The sequence below is a fragment of the Bradyrhizobium sp. MI1.10 genome (assembly GCF_055811035.1).
The window spans coordinates 37,082-52,685 of the sequence record NZ_JBVVPN010000051.1; the positions used below are offsets into that span (position 1 = coordinate 37,082).

17 protein-coding genes and 1 tRNA gene are annotated in these 15,604 nt (G+C 64.6%); 6 read left to right on the plus strand and 12 right to left on the minus strand.

Translation table 11 applies throughout. From position 1 onward, the window contains the following. Positions 1 to 16: 16 nt before the first annotated feature. Together AC0L3K_RS34540 and AC0L3K_RS34545 are read right to left on the minus strand one after the other, a co-directional pair. Positions 17 to 1,000, minus strand: coding sequence for a TRAP transporter substrate-binding protein (locus tag AC0L3K_RS34540; RefSeq protein WP_354200560.1), 984 nt, complete (start codon positions 998 to 1,000; stop codon positions 17 to 19). 162 nt (positions 1,001 to 1,162) lie between these two features. Beyond that, positions 1,163 to 1,966 (minus strand): enoyl-CoA hydratase-related protein, encoded by an 804-nt coding sequence (locus AC0L3K_RS34545; RefSeq protein ID WP_219684549.1) that lies wholly within the window; start codon positions 1,964 to 1,966, stop codon positions 1,163 to 1,165. Between the two features lie 154 nt (positions 1,967 to 2,120). Between AC0L3K_RS34545 and AC0L3K_RS34550 the strand changes: the two genes are divergently transcribed. Next, the gene (locus AC0L3K_RS34550) at positions 2,121 to 3,095 is read left to right on the plus strand and encodes a ketopantoate reductase family protein (RefSeq protein WP_473367684.1); all 975 of its coding nucleotides are present in this window, start codon (positions 2,121 to 2,123) and stop codon (positions 3,093 to 3,095) included. A 4-nt stretch (positions 3,096 to 3,099) separates the two neighbouring features. On the opposite strand, the gene AC0L3K_RS34555 is transcribed toward AC0L3K_RS34550, so the two are convergent. After that, the gene (locus AC0L3K_RS34555; RefSeq protein WP_219684547.1) at positions 3,100 to 3,777 is read right to left on the minus strand and encodes an alpha/beta hydrolase family protein; all 678 of its coding nucleotides are present in this window, start codon (positions 3,775 to 3,777) and stop codon (positions 3,100 to 3,102) included. Positions 3,778 to 3,903: 126 nt separating this feature from the next. Here AC0L3K_RS34555 and AC0L3K_RS34560 point away from each other — a divergent pair, with 126 nt between their 5' ends. Further along, positions 3,904 to 5,049 (plus strand): acyl-CoA dehydrogenase family protein, encoded by a 1,146-nt coding sequence (locus AC0L3K_RS34560; protein ID WP_354200561.1) that lies wholly within the window; start codon positions 3,904 to 3,906, stop codon positions 5,047 to 5,049. 18 nt (positions 5,050 to 5,067) lie between these two features. Here the strand turns inward: AC0L3K_RS34560 and AC0L3K_RS34565 are convergent, their stop codons facing one another. Further along, positions 5,068 to 5,952 (minus strand): LysR family transcriptional regulator, encoded by an 885-nt coding sequence (locus AC0L3K_RS34565; RefSeq protein ID WP_473367685.1) that lies wholly within the window; start codon positions 5,950 to 5,952, stop codon positions 5,068 to 5,070. Positions 5,953 to 6,021: 69 nt separating this feature from the next. Here AC0L3K_RS34565 and AC0L3K_RS34570 point away from each other — a divergent pair, with 69 nt between their 5' ends. The 3 genes from AC0L3K_RS34570 to AC0L3K_RS34580 are packed head-to-tail and all read left to right on the plus strand — an operon-like array spanning position 6,022 to position 7,556. Beyond that, positions 6,022 to 6,486: a DoxX family protein gene (locus AC0L3K_RS34570; protein WP_246649374.1), complete on the plus strand. Its 465-nt coding sequence runs from the start codon at positions 6,022 to 6,024 to the stop codon at positions 6,484 to 6,486. A 19-nt stretch (positions 6,487 to 6,505) separates the two neighbouring features. After that, positions 6,506 to 6,967 carry a DsrE family protein gene (locus AC0L3K_RS34575; protein WP_219684545.1) on the plus strand — a complete coding sequence of 154 codons (462 nt, stop codon included), beginning with the start codon at positions 6,506 to 6,508 and terminating at the stop codon, positions 6,965 to 6,967. After that, positions 6,960 to 7,556: a TlpA family protein disulfide reductase gene (locus AC0L3K_RS34580; RefSeq protein WP_035993963.1), complete on the plus strand. Its 597-nt coding sequence runs from the start codon at positions 6,960 to 6,962 to the stop codon at positions 7,554 to 7,556. Before AC0L3K_RS34575 ends, AC0L3K_RS34580 begins: the two co-directional genes overlap by 8 nt. Positions 7,557 to 7,562: 6 nt before the next feature. On the opposite strand, the gene AC0L3K_RS34585 is transcribed toward AC0L3K_RS34580, so the two are convergent. The 8 genes from AC0L3K_RS34585 to AC0L3K_RS34620 form a co-directional block, all read right to left on the minus strand. After that, positions 7,563 to 8,702, minus strand: a complete 1,140-nt coding sequence (locus AC0L3K_RS34585; protein ID WP_007599321.1) for an amidohydrolase/deacetylase family metallohydrolase — start codon at positions 8,700 to 8,702, stop codon at positions 7,563 to 7,565. Between the two features lie 262 nt (positions 8,703 to 8,964). Then, positions 8,965 to 9,687 (minus strand): DUF2569 family protein, encoded by a 723-nt coding sequence (locus AC0L3K_RS34590; protein ID WP_354200562.1) that lies wholly within the window; start codon positions 9,685 to 9,687, stop codon positions 8,965 to 8,967. Between the two features lie 117 nt (positions 9,688 to 9,804). Next, positions 9,805 to 9,881: transfer RNA gene (locus AC0L3K_RS34595), tRNA-Arg, on the minus strand. A gap of 97 nt (positions 9,882 to 9,978) precedes the next feature. Further along, positions 9,979 to 10,935 carry a tripartite tricarboxylate transporter substrate-binding protein gene (locus AC0L3K_RS34600; RefSeq protein ID WP_473254846.1) on the minus strand — a complete coding sequence of 319 codons (957 nt, stop codon included), beginning with the start codon at positions 10,933 to 10,935 and terminating at the stop codon, positions 9,979 to 9,981. Between the two features lie 46 nt (positions 10,936 to 10,981). Beyond that, entirely contained in the window at positions 10,982 to 11,353 is a 372-nt protein-coding gene (locus AC0L3K_RS34605) for a dimethylsulfonioproprionate lyase family protein (protein WP_007599315.1), read from the minus strand. A gap of 21 nt (positions 11,354 to 11,374) precedes the next feature. Beyond that, positions 11,375 to 12,298, minus strand: a complete 924-nt coding sequence (locus AC0L3K_RS34610) for a hypothetical protein (RefSeq protein WP_473367686.1) — start codon at positions 12,296 to 12,298, stop codon at positions 11,375 to 11,377. 136 nt (positions 12,299 to 12,434) lie between these two features. Beyond that, complete coding sequence (locus AC0L3K_RS34615) at positions 12,435 to 13,073, minus strand: RraA family protein (protein ID WP_007604635.1); 639 nt, start codon at positions 13,071 to 13,073, stop codon at positions 12,435 to 12,437. A 26-nt stretch (positions 13,074 to 13,099) separates the two neighbouring features. Further along, the gene (locus tag AC0L3K_RS34620; RefSeq protein ID WP_473367687.1) at positions 13,100 to 14,617 is read right to left on the minus strand and encodes an AMP-binding protein; all 1,518 of its coding nucleotides are present in this window, start codon (positions 14,615 to 14,617) and stop codon (positions 13,100 to 13,102) included. A gap of 208 nt (positions 14,618 to 14,825) precedes the next feature. Between AC0L3K_RS34620 and AC0L3K_RS34625 the strand changes: the two genes are divergently transcribed. Next, positions 14,826 to 15,458, plus strand: a complete 633-nt coding sequence (locus tag AC0L3K_RS34625; RefSeq protein ID WP_219684833.1) for a hypothetical protein — start codon at positions 14,826 to 14,828, stop codon at positions 15,456 to 15,458. The last annotated feature ends 146 nt before the right edge of the window (positions 15,459 to 15,604 follow it).

The following is a 15,604-nucleotide window of genomic DNA, read 5'->3' on the forward strand; positions in this document are numbered from 1 at the left end:
GGGAATCCCGAAATTCTTACTGGGTGGACCGGATGGTGGCGAGCAGATCCTTGCCGAACCGCTTCTCGAATTCCTGATCGAGCGGCTTGACCGCGTCGACGAAGGGTTGGCGATCGAATTTCTCGATCACGTCCATGCCGCCGCTGCGCACCTGCTCGAGCGCCGCGGCATCGAGCTTCGCCTGCCATGTCGCCTCCGCCCCCGCTTTTGCCTGCGCGATCAGTGTTGCCTGGTCGGCCGGAGTGAGCTGCTCGAACATGGCACGGTTGGCGATGAACACGATCGGCGCGAAGAAGTGGCCGGTCAATGTGAGGTATTTCTGGACTTCATAGAGGCGGGAGCCGGCAATGGTCGGCACGGGATTTTCCTGCCCATCGAGCCGGCCGTCCTTGAGCGCGGTATAGACCAGCGGAAATTCCATCGGGACCACTTCGGCACCGAGCGCCTTGAACGTCATCTGATAGATCGGGTTCGGGATCACACGAATCTTCAGACCCTTGATATCGTCGGGGCTGCGAACGGGCCGCTTGGAATTCGTGACGTTGCGGAAGCCCTGTCGGCCAATCGCCAGCAAGGTCAGCCCCTTATCGCCGAATTTGGCGGCGATTGCGGCGCCTGCCGGACCTTGCGCCACGGCTTTGGCGTGAGCCGTATCGCGAAACAGGAAGGGAATGTCGAACACGCCGAGTTCGGGGACGACCGCACTGACCACCGAACCCGACAGCACCGCCATATCGACGGCGCCGGCCTGCGTCGCGGCGAGAATGGCGTTCTCGCTACCGACTGCATTGGTGGCGCGCTGGTCGATCACGATGGGCTTGCCGGGCAATGCCACCAGCTTCTGGCGAAACTCATCCGCCCCGATCTGCTGCGGGCTCCCCAGCTGGGAATTGAACGCCAGAGAGACCAGTCGAGGTGAAGCGGCAACCGGATGCAGGACCAGCAGCGTTGCCGCCGCGACGATCGATCCAGCCTTCCAAAACCCCAGAACTCTGTGCATTCGACACCATGGCGTGACAATTGTCGTAACCATAATGGCCGGGAATGATTGAACTCTTAAGGACGGGCCCGCGGAATTACGGGGATTCGAATCGGTCCCGCGGCCAGGGTTTGGGGATGGTGCACGACGCAGATCGTATCGGGTTGCTGCTGGGCGGCGCGCTCAGGCCTTGCCGCCACTCCAATTCGCAGCGCGCTTCTCCGCGAACGACGCCAGCCCCTCCGCAGCTTCCGCACTCTGGCGCTTGACCGAATGCAGGTGCACGAGCCGCTTGTAGGCGGCATCGTCCACCGCCATTCCGCCGAACGAGCTCTCCAGTGCCAGCCGCTTGGTCTCGGCCATCGCCTCCGGTCCGTTGGCGAGCAACTGCTCGACCACCTTGGCGCCGGCGGCGTCGAGATCGGCGAGCGGCACCACCTCGTGGACGAGGCCGATGCGGCGAGCATCCTCGGCGCCGAAACGTTCCCCTGTCAGCGCGTAGCGGCGGACTTGCCGTACACCGATGGCATCGCAGAGCTGCGGGATGATGATGGCCGCGGTCAGGCCCCAGCGCACTTCGGTGATCGAGAACAGGGCGTTGTCGGCCGCGATCACGACATCGCAGGCCGCGATCACGCCGGTGCCGCCGCCAAAGCAGCCGCCCTGCACCAGCGCGACCGTCGGAATGGGCAGCGTGTTGAGCCGCTGCACGGCCTCGAACGTCGCACGCGACGCGGCCTCGTTCGCCTCGCTCGATTGCGGCCGCACGCCGTTGATCCATTTGAGGTCGGCGCCGGCCTGGAAATGCTTGCCGGTGCCCTTGAGCACGACCAAGCGAAGGTTGGGCTTGCTACCGAGATCGTCCATGGCCGCGAGCACGCCCGCGATCAATGCACCGTCATAGGCATTGTTCACTTCGGGCCGATTCAACGTGACGGTCGCAACCCCACGCGCATCCAGGGTCCACAGGACGGGGCTGTCGGTCATCGGTGTTCCTCCGCTCGTTTGTTTGGCGCGTACTATGGCCGAGGCTCCGCACCTTGATCCATATCTTTCGAGCGTAGGGCAGCCGCGTCCATCGCATGGCGGCTTGTGTCATGCTGTCGCGGGGCGGCATCGAGGGATCAGGGACGGACATCACATGCGCATCTGCATTTTCGGCGCGGGCGCCGTCGGCAGCCATCTCGCGGTCAGGCTGGCCCGCGCCGGCCACGAGGTCTCGTGCGTAATGCGCGGCGCGCACCTGGAGGCGGTCCGGGCCAACGGCCTCAAGCTGCGCGTCGGCGATTCCGAGGTCTCCGCCAAGGTGAACGCCTCCGGCGATCCGGCCCAACTCGGCCCCCAGGACGTCGTGATCAGCACCTTGAAGGCAACCGCGTTGACCGGGCTGGTCTCCAGCCTCAAGCCGCTGCTGCAGGACGACACCGCGATCGTGTTCGCGCAGAACGGCATTCCCTGGTGGTACGGGATCGGCCTGCCGCCGCGACACCCGACCCCGCCGGACATTTCCTTTCTCGACCCGGGCGGGCGCTTGCGCGCCTGCATCCCGAAGGAGCGGATCGTCGGCGGCGTGGTCTTCTCCTCCAACGAGGTGATCGCGCCTGGCGTGGTGCAGAACCTGACGCCGGACCGCAACCGCCTGCTGATCGGCGAATGCGACGACCGCAATTGCGAGCGCATCACGACGCTGCGCGGTGTCTTCACCGACGCGCGGCTGGAATCGCCGCCGGTTGCCGAGATCCGCGAGGCGATCTGGTCAAAGCTGCTGACCAACATGTCGTTGTCGGTGCTGTGCCTGCTCGCCGGCCAGACCGCGCGCGGCGTGCGCGACGATCCTGCGTTCGCCGAGGTCATCCCGCGGATGCTGAACGAGGCCAACGAGATCGCCCAGCACTTCATCCCCGAGGTCAAGCGCGTGAGCCGCAGTGGTCCCGCGCCCAATCACAAGCCGTCGCTGCTGCAGGACTACGAGCTCGGCCGCGCCATGGAGATCGACGTCCTGGTGAAGGCGCCCCAAGCCTTCGCGCGCACCGCCGGCCTGTCGACGCCGACCCTCGATCTCATTGCCGCGCTCGCGATCCAGAAGGCGCGCGACAAGGGGCTATATTCGGCGTGAGATTTCAGGCGAGCTTGTCGATCCAGTCCGCGAGCGTGTCGAGCACCTCCGCAAGCGCCTCTTCGTTGCTGCGACCGGACTTTTTCAGCACCGCGAAGGAGTGATCGCCGCCCTCGATCTCGTGCAGCGTCGCCTTCGGGGCAAGAGCGGCGATGACGGGCTTGAGGAGGCCGAGATCGGCGAGCCCATCGCGGGTGCCTTGCAGGAACAGCATCGGGATCTCGACACGGGCGAGGTGCTCGGCACGCTCGGTCGATGGCTTCTTGTCGGCGTGCAGGGGAAAGCCGAGGAAGGCGAGCCCTTTGACATCAGGCAGCGGCGTCTTCGACTGCGCCTGCGACGTCATGCGCCCGCCGAAGGATTTTCCGCCCGCAACGAGCATCACACCGGGGCAGAGCCGCGCGGCTTCCTCGACTGCCGCGCGGATCGTGGCATGGGCGACCACCGGCTGGTCGGGACGGCCCTGTTTGTTTTCCATGTAGGGAAAATTGAAGCGGAACGTCGCGATGCCGCGGTTCGCGAGCCCCTCCGCAATCTTGTCCATCGATGCGTGCCGCATCCCTGCACCGGCACCATGCGCCAGAACGTAGCAGGAGCGCGCCTTGTCCGGCTGCGTCAGGATCGCTGACACCGTGCCGATGCGCGCGATGTCGAGCTTGAGCTCTTGAGTTTTGACAGCCACAATCAACCATCCCGAAAGACGCGTTTCCGGTCGCCTTGGTAGCGTCACCGGCGCAGCCTGAAAACACAATAATTGCCGCCGAAGGCTGGCCTACCAAGCCGGCAAGCCGCATTGACCGAGGTGACCATGTCCTACCGCTCCTCCTGGATGACCGAAGAGCTCGAAATCTTCCGCGATCAGTTCCGGAAGTATCTTGCCAAGGATCTGGCCCCGCATGCCGAAAAATGGCGCGAGCAGAAGATAGTCGACCGCTTTGCCTGGCGCGGGCTCGGCGAGATGGGCGCGCTGCTGGCGAGCGTGCCGGAGGAATATGGCGGCCTCGGCGCGACCTTCGCCTATGATGCCGCCGTGCTCGACGACCTCGAAAGCACGGTGCCGGAGCTGACGACCGGCGTCTCCGTGCACAGCGCCATCGTCGCGCACTACATCCTCAATTACGGCTCGGAGGAGCAGAAGAAGCGCTGGCTGCCGAAGATGGCCTCGGGCGAGATGGTCGGTGCGATCGCCATGACCGAGCCCGGCACCGGCTCGGATTTGCAGGCCGTCAAGACCACGGCCAGGAAGCAGGGCAATTCCTACGTCATCAACGGACAGAAGACTTTCATCACCAACGGCCAGGCCGCCGATCTCGTCATCGTGGTCGCGCGCACCGGCGATGTCGGCGCCAAGGGCATTTCGCTGATCGTGGTCGAAACCTCAGGCGCGGATGGATACAAGCGCGGGCGCAACCTCGACAAGATCGGCCTGCATGCCTCCGACACGTCCGAGCTGTTTTTCGACAACGTCGCGGTTCCGCCGGACAATTTGCTCGGCGGCGAGGAAGGCCAGGGCTTCGTGCAGCTGATGCAGCAATTGCCGCAGGAGCGCCTCGCGCTCGCGGTCGGCGCGGTCGCCGCGATGGAGCGCGCCATAAAACTCACCGTCGACTACACCAAGGAGCGGAAAGCGTTCGGCAAGCCGCTGATGGATTTCCAGAACACCGCCTTCAAGCTCGCCGAGCGCAAGACCGAAGCGATGATCGCCCGCGTCTTCGTTGACTGGTGCGTCGAGCGGCTGGTCGCCAAGGACCTCGACACCGTCACGGCGTCGATGGCGAAATACTGGTGCTCGGAGAAGCAGGTCGAGACCGCCGACGAATGCCTCCAGCTGTTCGGCGGCTACGGCTACATGCAGGAATATCCGATCTCGCGCATCTTCATCGATTCCCGCATCCAGAAGATCTATGGCGGCACGAACGAGATCATGAAGCTGTTGATCGCGAGGTCGCTCTAATCAGCTCGCTATAGCCGGCTATCTCATCCGCTTGTCGGCCGCGACGAAATCGATGAACGTCCGGACCTTGGCGGAGAGGTATTTGCGGCTGGGATAGACCGCGAACAGCTTGCCCTCGAACAGGACCTGCCCGGGCATGACGTGCTCGAGGCGGCCGGCGGTGATATCCTCCGCGATCAGCCATTTCGGCAGGAAGGCGAGGCCCATGCCTTCGAGCGCCGCCATGTGCAGCAGCGTTTCATTGCCGCTGCGCAGGACCGGATTGAGCTTGACGGTCTCGGTGCCGTGCTCGCCCTCGAAGGAGAAGGTTTCACCCGGGTACAGCGCGTAGTGCAGCATCGCCTGGCCGGCGAGATCGGCAAGTTTGGTCGGGCGCCCCGCGCGATCGAGATAAGCGGGCGCGCCGACCATATGGAACGCAACCTTGGTGATGGGCCGCGCGATCAGCGCCTCGTCGGGCGCGGCGGTCGCGCGAAGGGCGAGATCGAATCCCTCCTCGACCAGATTGACCATCCGTCCGCTGAGATCGACGTCTAGGCGCACTTCGGGATAGCGCGCCTGGTAGTCCGCCAGCACGCCCGCGAAGATCGTGTTCGCCATCCACACCGGCGCGGTCAGCCGCAGCGTGCCGCGCGGAACGACCGTCGCATTGCTGACGGCGGCTTCGACCTCGTCGAGGGAGTCCAGCATCTGCCGCGCCTGCTCGAAATAGAGCGCTCCGCTTTCGCTCAGGCTGACGCGCCGACTGGTGCGGTTGAGCAGCCGCGTGCCCAGCCGCTTCTCGAGCTGCATCACATGCTTGCTCGCCATCGCGGGCGAGATGCGCAGGCGCTGCGCCGCGGTCGCGAAGCTCTTCAGCTCGGCCACAAGGCAGAACACCCTCATGCTGACTAAGGAATCCATGAATCATCAACACCCAGGAAATGAACTAATCCCGGCGCGCATAATGATCAAATATGAGGAAACTATCAAATGGTGGCGACCGTCACCTTTTTTGGAGAACCACCCGTGTCCACCACCGCCTTCGAGACTGCCTCCCCCGGCCGCGCCATTCGCATCGGCCTTTGGGTCGCACAGGCCCTGCTCTTTTTCGTTTTCACCGCGGCCGGGCTGGTCAAGCTGCTGACGCCGATTCCAGAGCTTGCCGCGATGATGCCCTGGGCCGGGCAGTATTCCGCAACGTTCGTCCGGTTCATCGGGCTGGTCGATCTCGCCGGCGGAATCGGCATCCTGCTGCCGGCGCTGACGCGGGTCCTGCCCCGGCTGACGGTGTTGGCTGCACTGGGCTGCTCCATGTTGCAGGTGTTGGCGCTCGTCTTCCACATCTCGCGCGGCGAGGCGCCGGTCACGCCGCTCAACGTCGTTCTGCTCGCGCTCAGCCTGTTCGTGCTGTGGGGGCGCGACCGCAAGGCGCCGATCGCGCCGCGTCAGTTCTGAACAGCTGAACGCCGCAGCCATGATTTCTGCCAACGGATGGTCCCGCAGGGGCCTGCTCGCCGGCACCGCGATCCTCACGGCCGGCGGCACCGCCGCGGCCAAGGAGGATCGTCTCGCCGACGGCGTCGTGATCCTGATCGACAGCAACGAGCCCTATGTCATGGGACACGCGATCAGCTACTCGGCCAACCTCTCGAAGCACTTTGCGGACAGGGGCGCGCGATTGCTGATCGAGGTCGTCGCCAATGGTAAGGGCATCGACGTCTTTCGGGCGGACAGGAGTCCGCTGGTCGAGCCGCTCGCGGCGCTGCGGCAGTCGCTGCCCAACCTCGCCTACAGCATGTGCGCATCGTCAAAAGCGATCGCCGAAGCCAAGGAGCAGGTCCCGATTCCGCTGATAGCAGGTGCCAGCCTCGTGCCGTTCGGCATCGGCCGCGTGGTCGATCTGCAACTCAAGGGCTGGGCCTACATTCATGCGTGAGACCGCGCGCGAAAGCGGTCCATTGCCGTCGCGGCGATCGATCATGATGGCCGCGCCGGCGCTTGTTGCCTCCTTCCGCGCGGCCCATGCGCAGGAAGACTGGCCGCCGGTGTTCGAGGCCGGCCGCAGTCAGTTCACGCTGGTGCGGCCGCGCGCGTCGATGCCAATGCTCAGGCTTCAAGACATTGGCGGGAAGGAGGTCGCGTTGAGCGCGAAGCCGGGCCGCATCACCCTCGTCAATTTCTGGGCCACCTGGTGCGCGGCCTGCCGGCTCGATCTGCCTGTGCTCGCAAGTCTCGCGGGATCACGGTCGGACCGGCTCGATGTTGTCGCGATCTGCACGGATACCAAAGACCTGCGCAAGATCCGCACGTTTCTCAGCGGCCTCGCCGTGCAGAACCTCGCTTGCTATGTCGACGCCTATGGCGCAGCGGCAGAAGCATCGACCGCGATATTCTCCCTCGTCGGCATGCCCATCACCTATCTCGTCGGAACGAGCGGTCACGTCGAGGGCTACATCGCCGGTGCGCCCGACTGGCTTTCTCCGGCAGGCGCGCAGCTGCTGCAATTCTATCGCGAGCGGGGCTAGCGCCGCTCAATTCGGATGCCACCAGCGGCCGCCGATCACGACACCCTCGGAGACGATCTTGCGGTCGCCGATCAGGTGCTCGCCGACCACGTCCTCATAGTCGAACTGGCCTTCCCTCACCGAGATCAGCGTGGCGTCGCCGACGCTGCCCGGCTTGAGGCTGCCGAGTTCGGGCCGGCGCAGCGCCATCGCCGCGTTGACCGTCGAGGTTGCGATGACGTCGGACAGCGGCATGCCCATGCACAGGAATTTCGACAGGGTCGTGACCTGGTCGAAGGCCGGGCCGTCGATGCAGAGCTGATGGATATCGGACGAGATGGTGTCCGGATAGAAGCCATTGGCGAGCATGGCGCGCGCGGTCTTGAACGCGAACGAGCCCTTGCCGTGGCCGATGTCGAACAGCACGCCGCGCTCGCGGGCGTCGAGCACCGCCCGCTTCACCGTGCCCTGCGCGGTCGCGGGCGTATTGGGGAAGGGCCGGAACGCGTGGGTGAGCACGTCGCCGGGGCGAAGGCGGCCCAGCACCTCCTCGTAGCTCGGCGGCGGATGATCGATATGCGCCATCAGGGGCATGCCAACTTCGTTCGCGACCTCGAGCGCGATGTCGAGCGGCACGACGCCCGACGTGCCCGAGGAGTGCAGCCCCACGCGCACCTTGATGCCGACGATGAGGTCGCGGTTGGCATCGGCCACCTTGGCCGCCTCGATCGGATTCATCAGCCGCAGCTCCTCGCTCTCGCCGACCATGATCCGGTGCGAGAAGCCGAAAATGCCGGCATGCGAGACGTGCAGATAAGCGAGAATGCGGACCTGGCTCGGCTCGATCACGTGCTTGCGGAATCCGGCGAAATTGCCGGGCCCCGCGCTGCCGGTATCGACCGCGGTGGTGACGCCGGAGAGACGGCAGAATTCCTCGGCATCGATGCCGAGCGACGTACCGCCCCAATAGACATGGGTGTGGAGATCGATCAGCCCCGGGGTCACCATGAACTTCGAGACGTCGCGCACGTCAGTGCCCGGATCCGCCTTGAGCCCGCTGCCGATCGCAGCGACCTTGCCACCCGCAAAGGCGACATCGGCCACGGCATCGAGCTTCTGGGACGGGTCGACCACACGGCCGCCGCGCAGGATCAAGTCGAAAGGCATCATGGTCTCCGGATATCGCTGAGGCATCGTGAGAGGCGGGAAACAGACCAGGCTGGAAGGCAGACTTCCAGCCTGGTCACCTCTGTTAGCAATTTTCGCGCCGCCGAAGCAAATCGGCCGCAGTCGGTGCCCGTTGGGCTTGCGATCCGCGCGGCGCCTCGTCCTTCAGCCGCTCCAGTGCATCCGGCATCATTCGGCCGGACATCGAACTCAGCATCGCGGTCGGGATCAGGCCCGACGCAACGCGGACCACAAACGCGGCTTATTTCGTGAACGTATTCGCGACTCTGCGGGAGCGAAGCACGTACGTTATCCAAACCGCGGCACTCATCACACCGACAACCGTTTGTCCGACCTGTCGCGTTTCAATGATGAAAAAATCGCTGAAAGGTCGGTTCAGCGCGGCGGAAAAAAACGATGCGACGCAGAGGAGATCGACGAGCGGCATCAGCACAGCGCAGATCATTTGCACGATGAAAAAGGCGGGAAATCTGTGGGAGTGTCTGAACAGGAGCACCGTTGTCCAGACCGAGAAGCCTATCATGGCGGCATTTATCAGCATTTCGCTCCAGATCACCGTCGGAAAGTAAGTCCAGGTTTCGTCGGTGATCGACTGCACGTATTGTCCGACGTTGAAGATCAGGCGCAGAATGCCCATCACTTGGCCGAACGCGAGTAGCGCGAGCCAACCGCTGATACCGGTCATCTCGGGTTGGACGTTCTTGAAGGCAGCAGCGTCTTCTGCGGGAACGGACGGCTCCCGCGTGGCGTTGACCGGTTGCGGTGCCGGCATCGGCGACTGCGTTCGAAAGAGGTGCTCCGTGATCTCACGCACCTCCGCGACCGGCTTCCAGCTCTCCCAGCCCTCCCGCCAGACCAACACGCGCGGTGAATCTGCGATGCGAGCCAGTAGCGGAAGGAGCTCCGATATCGGCATCGGACCGCGTTTCTGCCCACCTTCCGCGTAGAACCACGAATCCGCCATGCGAACGCCCCCCTGCACCCGCCATATCCTAGCCGGCGATCGACACACGTCACGATAGAAAGTAATTGGAGGGGCGACCAGTACCGCGGCCGTCGCGGCGCTTAGCTCTCGAGAAAATGGCGATCCCGGGAAGACTCGAACTTCCGACCTACGGTTTAGGAAACCGTCGCTCTATCCGGCTGAGCTACGGGACCGCGGAACCCGCAGAGCGGGCTACCGGGGCTTCATATCAAAGCGGAGGGGAGATCGGAAGCCCTACGCGTTGCTCAATGCGGAGGGCTGCCGGTCATCTTACGCCCGGATATTGTTGTCCCGGACCACCTTGCCCCAAGTGGCAACCTGCTTGTCGAAGAAGGTCTTGAAGGCGGGACCGTCCTCGAGCAGCAGCGTCATCTGCTGCGTCTCCTTGAGCTGGGCGGCGGTCGCGGGCTCGCTCAGTATCTCCTTGGACGCCGCCGCGAGGCCCGCGACGATGTCCGGCGGCGTGCCCGTGGGCGCGAAGATGCCCCACCAGGCCAGCGTCTCGAAATCCGGGAAGCCGGCCTCGATCGCGGTTGGCGTATCCGGCAGGCCGGGCAGCCGCTCGCGGCCGAGCTGCAGGATCGGACGCAGCATGTTGGTGCCGAGCTGGGCTGCGACCAGCGCCGCCGATCCCGCGATCAGGTCGACATGGCCACCGAGCACGTCGTTCATCGCGGGGCCGCCGCCGCGATAGGGCACGTGCATGATCTCGACGCCGGCCTTGTTGCCGAGCACAGTCATGGCGAGATGGCCGAGCGTGCCGATGCCGACGGAGGCATATTTCACCGCGCCGGGCGTCGCCTTGCAGGCCGCCACCACGTCGGCAAAGCTCTTGTAGGGACGGCCGGCACCGGCGGCGATCACGTAAGGCGCAGTGCCGACCAGCAACACCGGCATCAGCTCGCGCTCGACATCGACGGGCGGCTTGTCGAGGATGGAGGGGATCACCGCGTGTGAATCGAAGGTGACCAGGAACGTCGAGCCATCAGGCGGGCTCTTGGCGACCTGCGCCGCGCCGAGCGCGCCGGCGGCGCCCGACTTGTTCTCGACAATGACGATGCGGTTGAGCTTGGTCTGCAGATGGCTCTGGAGCAGCCGCGCCATCGCATCGGTCGATCCGCCCGGCGGAAACGGCACCACCAGCGTGATTTTTGAGGCCTGCGCCAATGCCGGCGTCATCGCGAGAATAGCCGGCGCTGCGAGCAGCGCGCGTCGTGTGATCGTCATGGTCCCCTCCCCTGTTTTCTCGCGCCCGGCTTTTGCTCTTGGCGCTTTAAGTCGTTCCGAAACCGGATCCCGCTTTTCTGTATTCTGGCCGCGGCGGGCTGAAAATGTCCAGCACGCGGGCGCCGTCGGGGCCGGCGCGCATGGTGTGCGGCACGTTGCCGGGCGTGCGCCAGAAATCGCCCTTCTTCACGGCAATCTCCTCACTGCCCTGGACGCGGATGGCGGAGCCGTCGAGCAGCACGCCCCATTGCTCCTCTGGATGATGATGCAGCGTGCCTTGCGCATGCGGCGCCAGCGTCACCACCGACAGCATCGCCTGTTCGCCGGAGAAGATGCGCGTGGTCACCCCTGCCGCGAGCTCGCGAAACAATCCGTCGCCGGTATCGTCGAGATTGTGGAATTCGTCCTTCTGGCTCACGCCATCCTCCCTTTTACGCTTTTATTTTGCAGCAGACTGGCTCACGGCAGCCAGAAGGCGGTCCTTGAACTCACCCTTGACGGTAACATACACGCTCGACCAATGGCGGCTCTTGAACTCGCAGCTGCCTCGTGGGCAATATTCTTTGTCGTGATAGTCTCCATTAAGGACGCCGAACAGAGTCATTCGACCGTCCAACAGACGAAACAAAGCGCTACCTGATGCCCCTACTGTGAACTCGCAGCTCGTTTCGAGTATCGACCAATCCCTTACGTCGCGTATCTGGCACTCCTGAATCGTCTTGTTGAAGGGGCCGTACCTGTCCCTCTTTCCCGAGGCTTCGATGTCGTAACCGACGACCGCCAGGACACGCTCCAGCTCGACCACAATTTCAGTCCGTTCATTGATCTCGTAAGGCGTCACTTCCGCGGCAGACTCGAGCTTTGCGACTGCCCAATCGTTGACAATCGCCTTGGGCGCACTCTCAACGCATGTGCCCATCCATAGGGTCGCTGACAGAGGAATGGTACGCCTCTCGGCTCCGAGATAGTACTCGAAGATACACTTGTCAGGTGACGTATGCGGTTTGCAAAGGTCCCGAAACGCGGGAGCCGCCGTGGTAATCACGTCCCGCGCTCCAGTCACTTGAGCGCTGCTATCTCCACCAGGACATCGCAGGACTCCACTTGCCGCAAAGCGCTTTTCCACCTCACCTGGGGGGAGACCGTTGGCCTTTGCGTAAACCCCTTCAGTTAGTCGTCGCTCTGTCTCGGTCGAAGCGGCCTCGATTGCCAGATGACTATCAGTGACGCGATCGCGATTGAAAATGGGCGCTGCCCCGCGGCCGGAGCCAATAGGCGGCATCTTCCACGAACCAACCTCGTTGCTGCCAGAGACCAGCAGAACGAAGAAGCTAGGCAGAACGATCGCGTAATTCCTCGTCACGTGAAGTATCCCCAGCAGCAAAAAGCATGAAGCAAGTCTGATCGAAACAAAGTTGTGAAATCACTTTCGAAAGAGGCAATGGCCAACATCGACGTGCGATCGAGCCGACCATTGCTTGACTTAAGCCTCGCGTGGATCAGGACTTTCCATACGAGCCCTGATAACGGCCCTCGCGGATCGCCTTCAGCGTCTCCTCCTCGCGCGCGACCTGGGCGCGCACGGCGTCGAGCAGCGCCGCGGCACCTGCTGCGGCAAACGACACCACGCCGTCCTCGTCGCCGACGACGATGTCGCCGGGGGAGATCACGCTGCCGCCGATCGAAACAGGCACGTTGATCTCGCCGGGACCGTTCTTGTAGGGGCCGCGGTGGATCACGGCGCGGGCGTAGCAGGGAAAGTCATCGGCAGCGAACGCCGCGACATCGCGGATCGCGCCGTCGATGACATAGCCTTCGGCTTTGCGCCATTGCGCGATATTCTTCATGATCTCGCCGACCAGCGCGCGCGTTTCGTCGCCACCGCCATCGACCACGATGACGTCGCCGGGGCCCACCAGCTCGAGCGCGCGGTGGATGGCCAGATTGTCGCCGGGACGGGTGCGAACCGTGAAGGCCGTGCCCACCAGCTTGGCGCCGCGATGATAGGGCTTGAGGCCCACTGCGCCCGGCAGCCGGCCGAGATTGTCCGAAATGACCGAGGTCGGCGCACCGCGAAAACCCTCGATGATCTCGGCCGGCGGCTTCGGCACGGCGTTCGCGGCGATGGTGATGGTCATAATCTCGGTCCTTCCCGTGAATTCTCTTAATCTGCGTCCGCCCGCGCCTTCGCCGGCCAGATCCGGAAGGCGCGCCCCTCCTTCATCCACGCCGCGCGCTCGTCGCGCAACAACGTGCGGCGAACTTTTCCGGAATCGTCGCGCGGCGGGGCGCTGACAATCTCGAAACTCTCCGGATGCTTGTAGCGGCTCAGCCTGTCCTTGAGGAAATCCGCCATGCCGTCGGCGATGGCCTGACCGTCCGCATCGCAATCCGGCTCGATGATGGCGTGCACGCGCTGGCCCAATTCCGGATCGGGCAATCCCACCACCACGCAGGAGCGCACGCCCGGACAGGCGGAGACGGCAGCTTCGACCTCGGCCGGATAGATGTTGGCGCCGCCGCGCAGGACCATGTCGGCGAGGCGGTCGCCGAGATACAGATAGCCTTCCGCATCCAGTCTGCCGATATCGCCGAGCGATTCCCAGCCGTCGGCGCGGCGCTTCGGCTCGGCACCGAGATAGTGATAGGTGGCATCCTTGCCGTCATTGTTAAGGAAATAGATCTCGCCGCTCTCGCCCGGCGCGACGTCGTTGCCGTCCTCGCCGATGATGCGCAAGCGCGCCATCTCGCCGATCTTGCCGACCGAGCCCTTGTGCGTCAGCCATTCCGTGCCGGAGATGATGCAGGAGCCTTGTCGCTCGGTCCCGCCATAGAGCTCCCAGATCCGCTCGGGCCCGAGCCAGGCAATCCAGCTCTCCTTCAGCCAGGGTGGCATCGGAGCCGCCATATGGAAGACGGTCTGCAGGCTCGACACATCGTAGGCGTTGCGCACGTGCTCCGGCAGCGCCCAGATCCGGTGCATCATGGTCGGCACGAAATTGACCCATTGCACGCGCTCGCGCGCGATTTGCCGCAGCGCCTCCTCGGCGTCGAACTTGACGAGGCCGGTGAGCTGGCCTCCGGTGAACAGCGCGTAGTGCGACACGATGAACGGCGCGTTGTGATAGAGCGGACCGGGATTGAGCAGCGAGACCCCGAAGGGGATGTTGAGCGGCGGCGCGGCGACGGTGTCGGTCACCGCCGGCTGGTGATCGAGGATCACCTTCGGCCGCCCGGTCGATCCGCCGCTGGTCATGGCTTTCCAATAGCGCGCCACCGGTGCGGTGAGCGGCTCGTCCGAAAATCCTTCCGGCATGAAATCCGCGGGCAGACGGTTCGGCGCATTCCAATCGGCTTCGCCGCCGACCACCAGCGCCGGCTTCAGGATATCGAGCACCGCGGCGGCTTCGCCGCGCGGCAGCCGCCATGACAGCGAGGTCGGCGTCGCTCCGCATTTCCACACCGCAAACGAGGTCTCGAAGAACGCATTGCCATTGGGCAACCCGATTGCGACGAAGTCGCCGGGCCTGACGCCCTTGGCCATGAACGCCCGTGCGCGCCGGTTGGCGCCGCGTTCGAGCGCGTCCCATGTCAGCGTATCCTGCCCGTGACGGACGGCGATCGTGCCTTGCGGTTTGCGCTCGGCGTACCAGCGCGGCACATCGGACAGGGGCAGCAGCATCAGGCGTTTCCACTTCGTTTTCTTGGCGTCGCCAATGAGGCGAGCGCAGGATGAAGTGACGCTGTGACTCCTGCGCCACGTCAAGCAAAAAATGTCAGCATCGCAGCCATGAAATTCCTGGGTTCCATGGGTGACAAGCCGGCCATAAAGGGGCAAAAATCAGTCCGACTCAGTTCGGGTTGAGTTTTGCAAGGAATGCTCTCGTAGAATGTCGGACGTGGTTGCATCGCGTCGTGCGGCGCTTGTCGCTGCCGCAGCAGGATTTTTCCTGCTGGCGCCGTCGCATGCCCAGGCACAATGGTGGAAGCGCGCGCCTGTCGACTTCGAGGCCTGCGCCGACGCCGCCGAGAAAGCGACGACCAAATCCGAGAAGACGGCTGCGCTTGCAGACTGCAACGCCAAATTCGCCGGCCGGCGCAAGGCAGGCGGCGGCTATTCCTATTACGACTTCCTCCAGGACCGCACCTTCGACATCGCCGGTCCCAATCCGACGCCGGAGGAGCAGAAGAAGATCGACGAGGCCTACACCGCCTATCTCGCCAATCAGCGCCGCAGCAATGAAGCCGCGCAGGCCACGGCGCGCCAGCAGCGCGAGCAGCAGGAACAACAGGTGCAGCAGCTTCAGCGGGTCGCGTTGCGAACCGAGGTCGAGCGCGTGCCCGTGCCGGTCGAGCGGCCGAAAGTCCAGCAGGCCGCCATCGGCGACGCGCGACCGCGGCCGAAAGGCGCCCCGTGCACCAAGGGCTCGTTCTCCTGCGAATGGCCGCGGCTGTCGGATGGATTGAACGACATCAAAAAGCTGTTCAGCCCGACGCCGAGCAAGCCCGCGAAGAAGGGCTGAGTCACCGCCGTGGGGGGGGGGGGGGGCCCCCCCCCCCCGCGGGGGGGGGGGGGGGGGGGGGGGTATGGTGGGGGGGGGGGGGGGGGGGGGGGGGGGGGGGGGGGGGGGGGGGGGGGGGGGGGGGGGGGGGGGGGGGCGGGGGGGGG

Bases quoted from the DNA above. Each gene is read 5' to 3' on its own strand.
- AC0L3K_RS34540 (WP_354200560.1), bottom strand. From the start codon at position 1,000: ATGCACAGAGTTCTGGGGTTTTGGAAGGCTGGATCGATCGTCGCGGCG.
- AC0L3K_RS34545 (WP_219684549.1), bottom strand. From the start codon at position 1,966: ATGACCGACAGCCCCGTCCTGTGGACCCTGGATGCGCGTGGGGTTGCG.
- AC0L3K_RS34550 (WP_473367684.1), top strand. From the start codon at position 2,121: ATGCGCATCTGCATTTTCGGCGCGGGCGCCGTCGGCAGCCATCTCGCG.
- AC0L3K_RS34560 (WP_354200561.1), top strand. From the start codon at position 3,904: ATGTCCTACCGCTCCTCCTGGATGACCGAAGAGCTCGAAATCTTCCGC.
- AC0L3K_RS34565 (WP_473367685.1), bottom strand. From the start codon at position 5,952: ATGGATTCCTTAGTCAGCATGAGGGTGTTCTGCCTTGTGGCCGAGCTG.
- AC0L3K_RS34570 (WP_246649374.1), top strand. From the start codon at position 6,022: ATGGTGGCGACCGTCACCTTTTTTGGAGAACCACCCGTGTCCACCACC.
- AC0L3K_RS34575 (WP_219684545.1), top strand. From the start codon at position 6,506: ATGATTTCTGCCAACGGATGGTCCCGCAGGGGCCTGCTCGCCGGCACC.
- AC0L3K_RS34580 (WP_035993963.1), top strand. From the start codon at position 6,960: ATGCGTGAGACCGCGCGCGAAAGCGGTCCATTGCCGTCGCGGCGATCG.
- AC0L3K_RS34585 (WP_007599321.1), bottom strand. From the start codon at position 8,702: ATGCCTTTCGACTTGATCCTGCGCGGCGGCCGTGTGGTCGACCCGTCC.
- AC0L3K_RS34590 (WP_354200562.1), bottom strand. From the start codon at position 9,687: ATGGCGGATTCGTGGTTCTACGCGGAAGGTGGGCAGAAACGCGGTCCG.
- AC0L3K_RS34600 (WP_473254846.1), bottom strand. From the start codon at position 10,935: ATGACGATCACACGACGCGCGCTGCTCGCAGCGCCGGCTATTCTCGCG.
- AC0L3K_RS34615 (WP_007604635.1), bottom strand. From the start codon at position 13,073: ATGACCATCACCATCGCCGCGAACGCCGTGCCGAAGCCGCCGGCCGAG.
- AC0L3K_RS34620 (WP_473367687.1), bottom strand. From the start codon at position 14,617: ATGCTGCTGCCCCTGTCCGATGTGCCGCGCTGGTACGCCGAGCGCAAA.
- AC0L3K_RS34625 (WP_219684833.1), top strand. From the start codon at position 14,826: ATGTCGGACGTGGTTGCATCGCGTCGTGCGGCGCTTGTCGCTGCCGCA.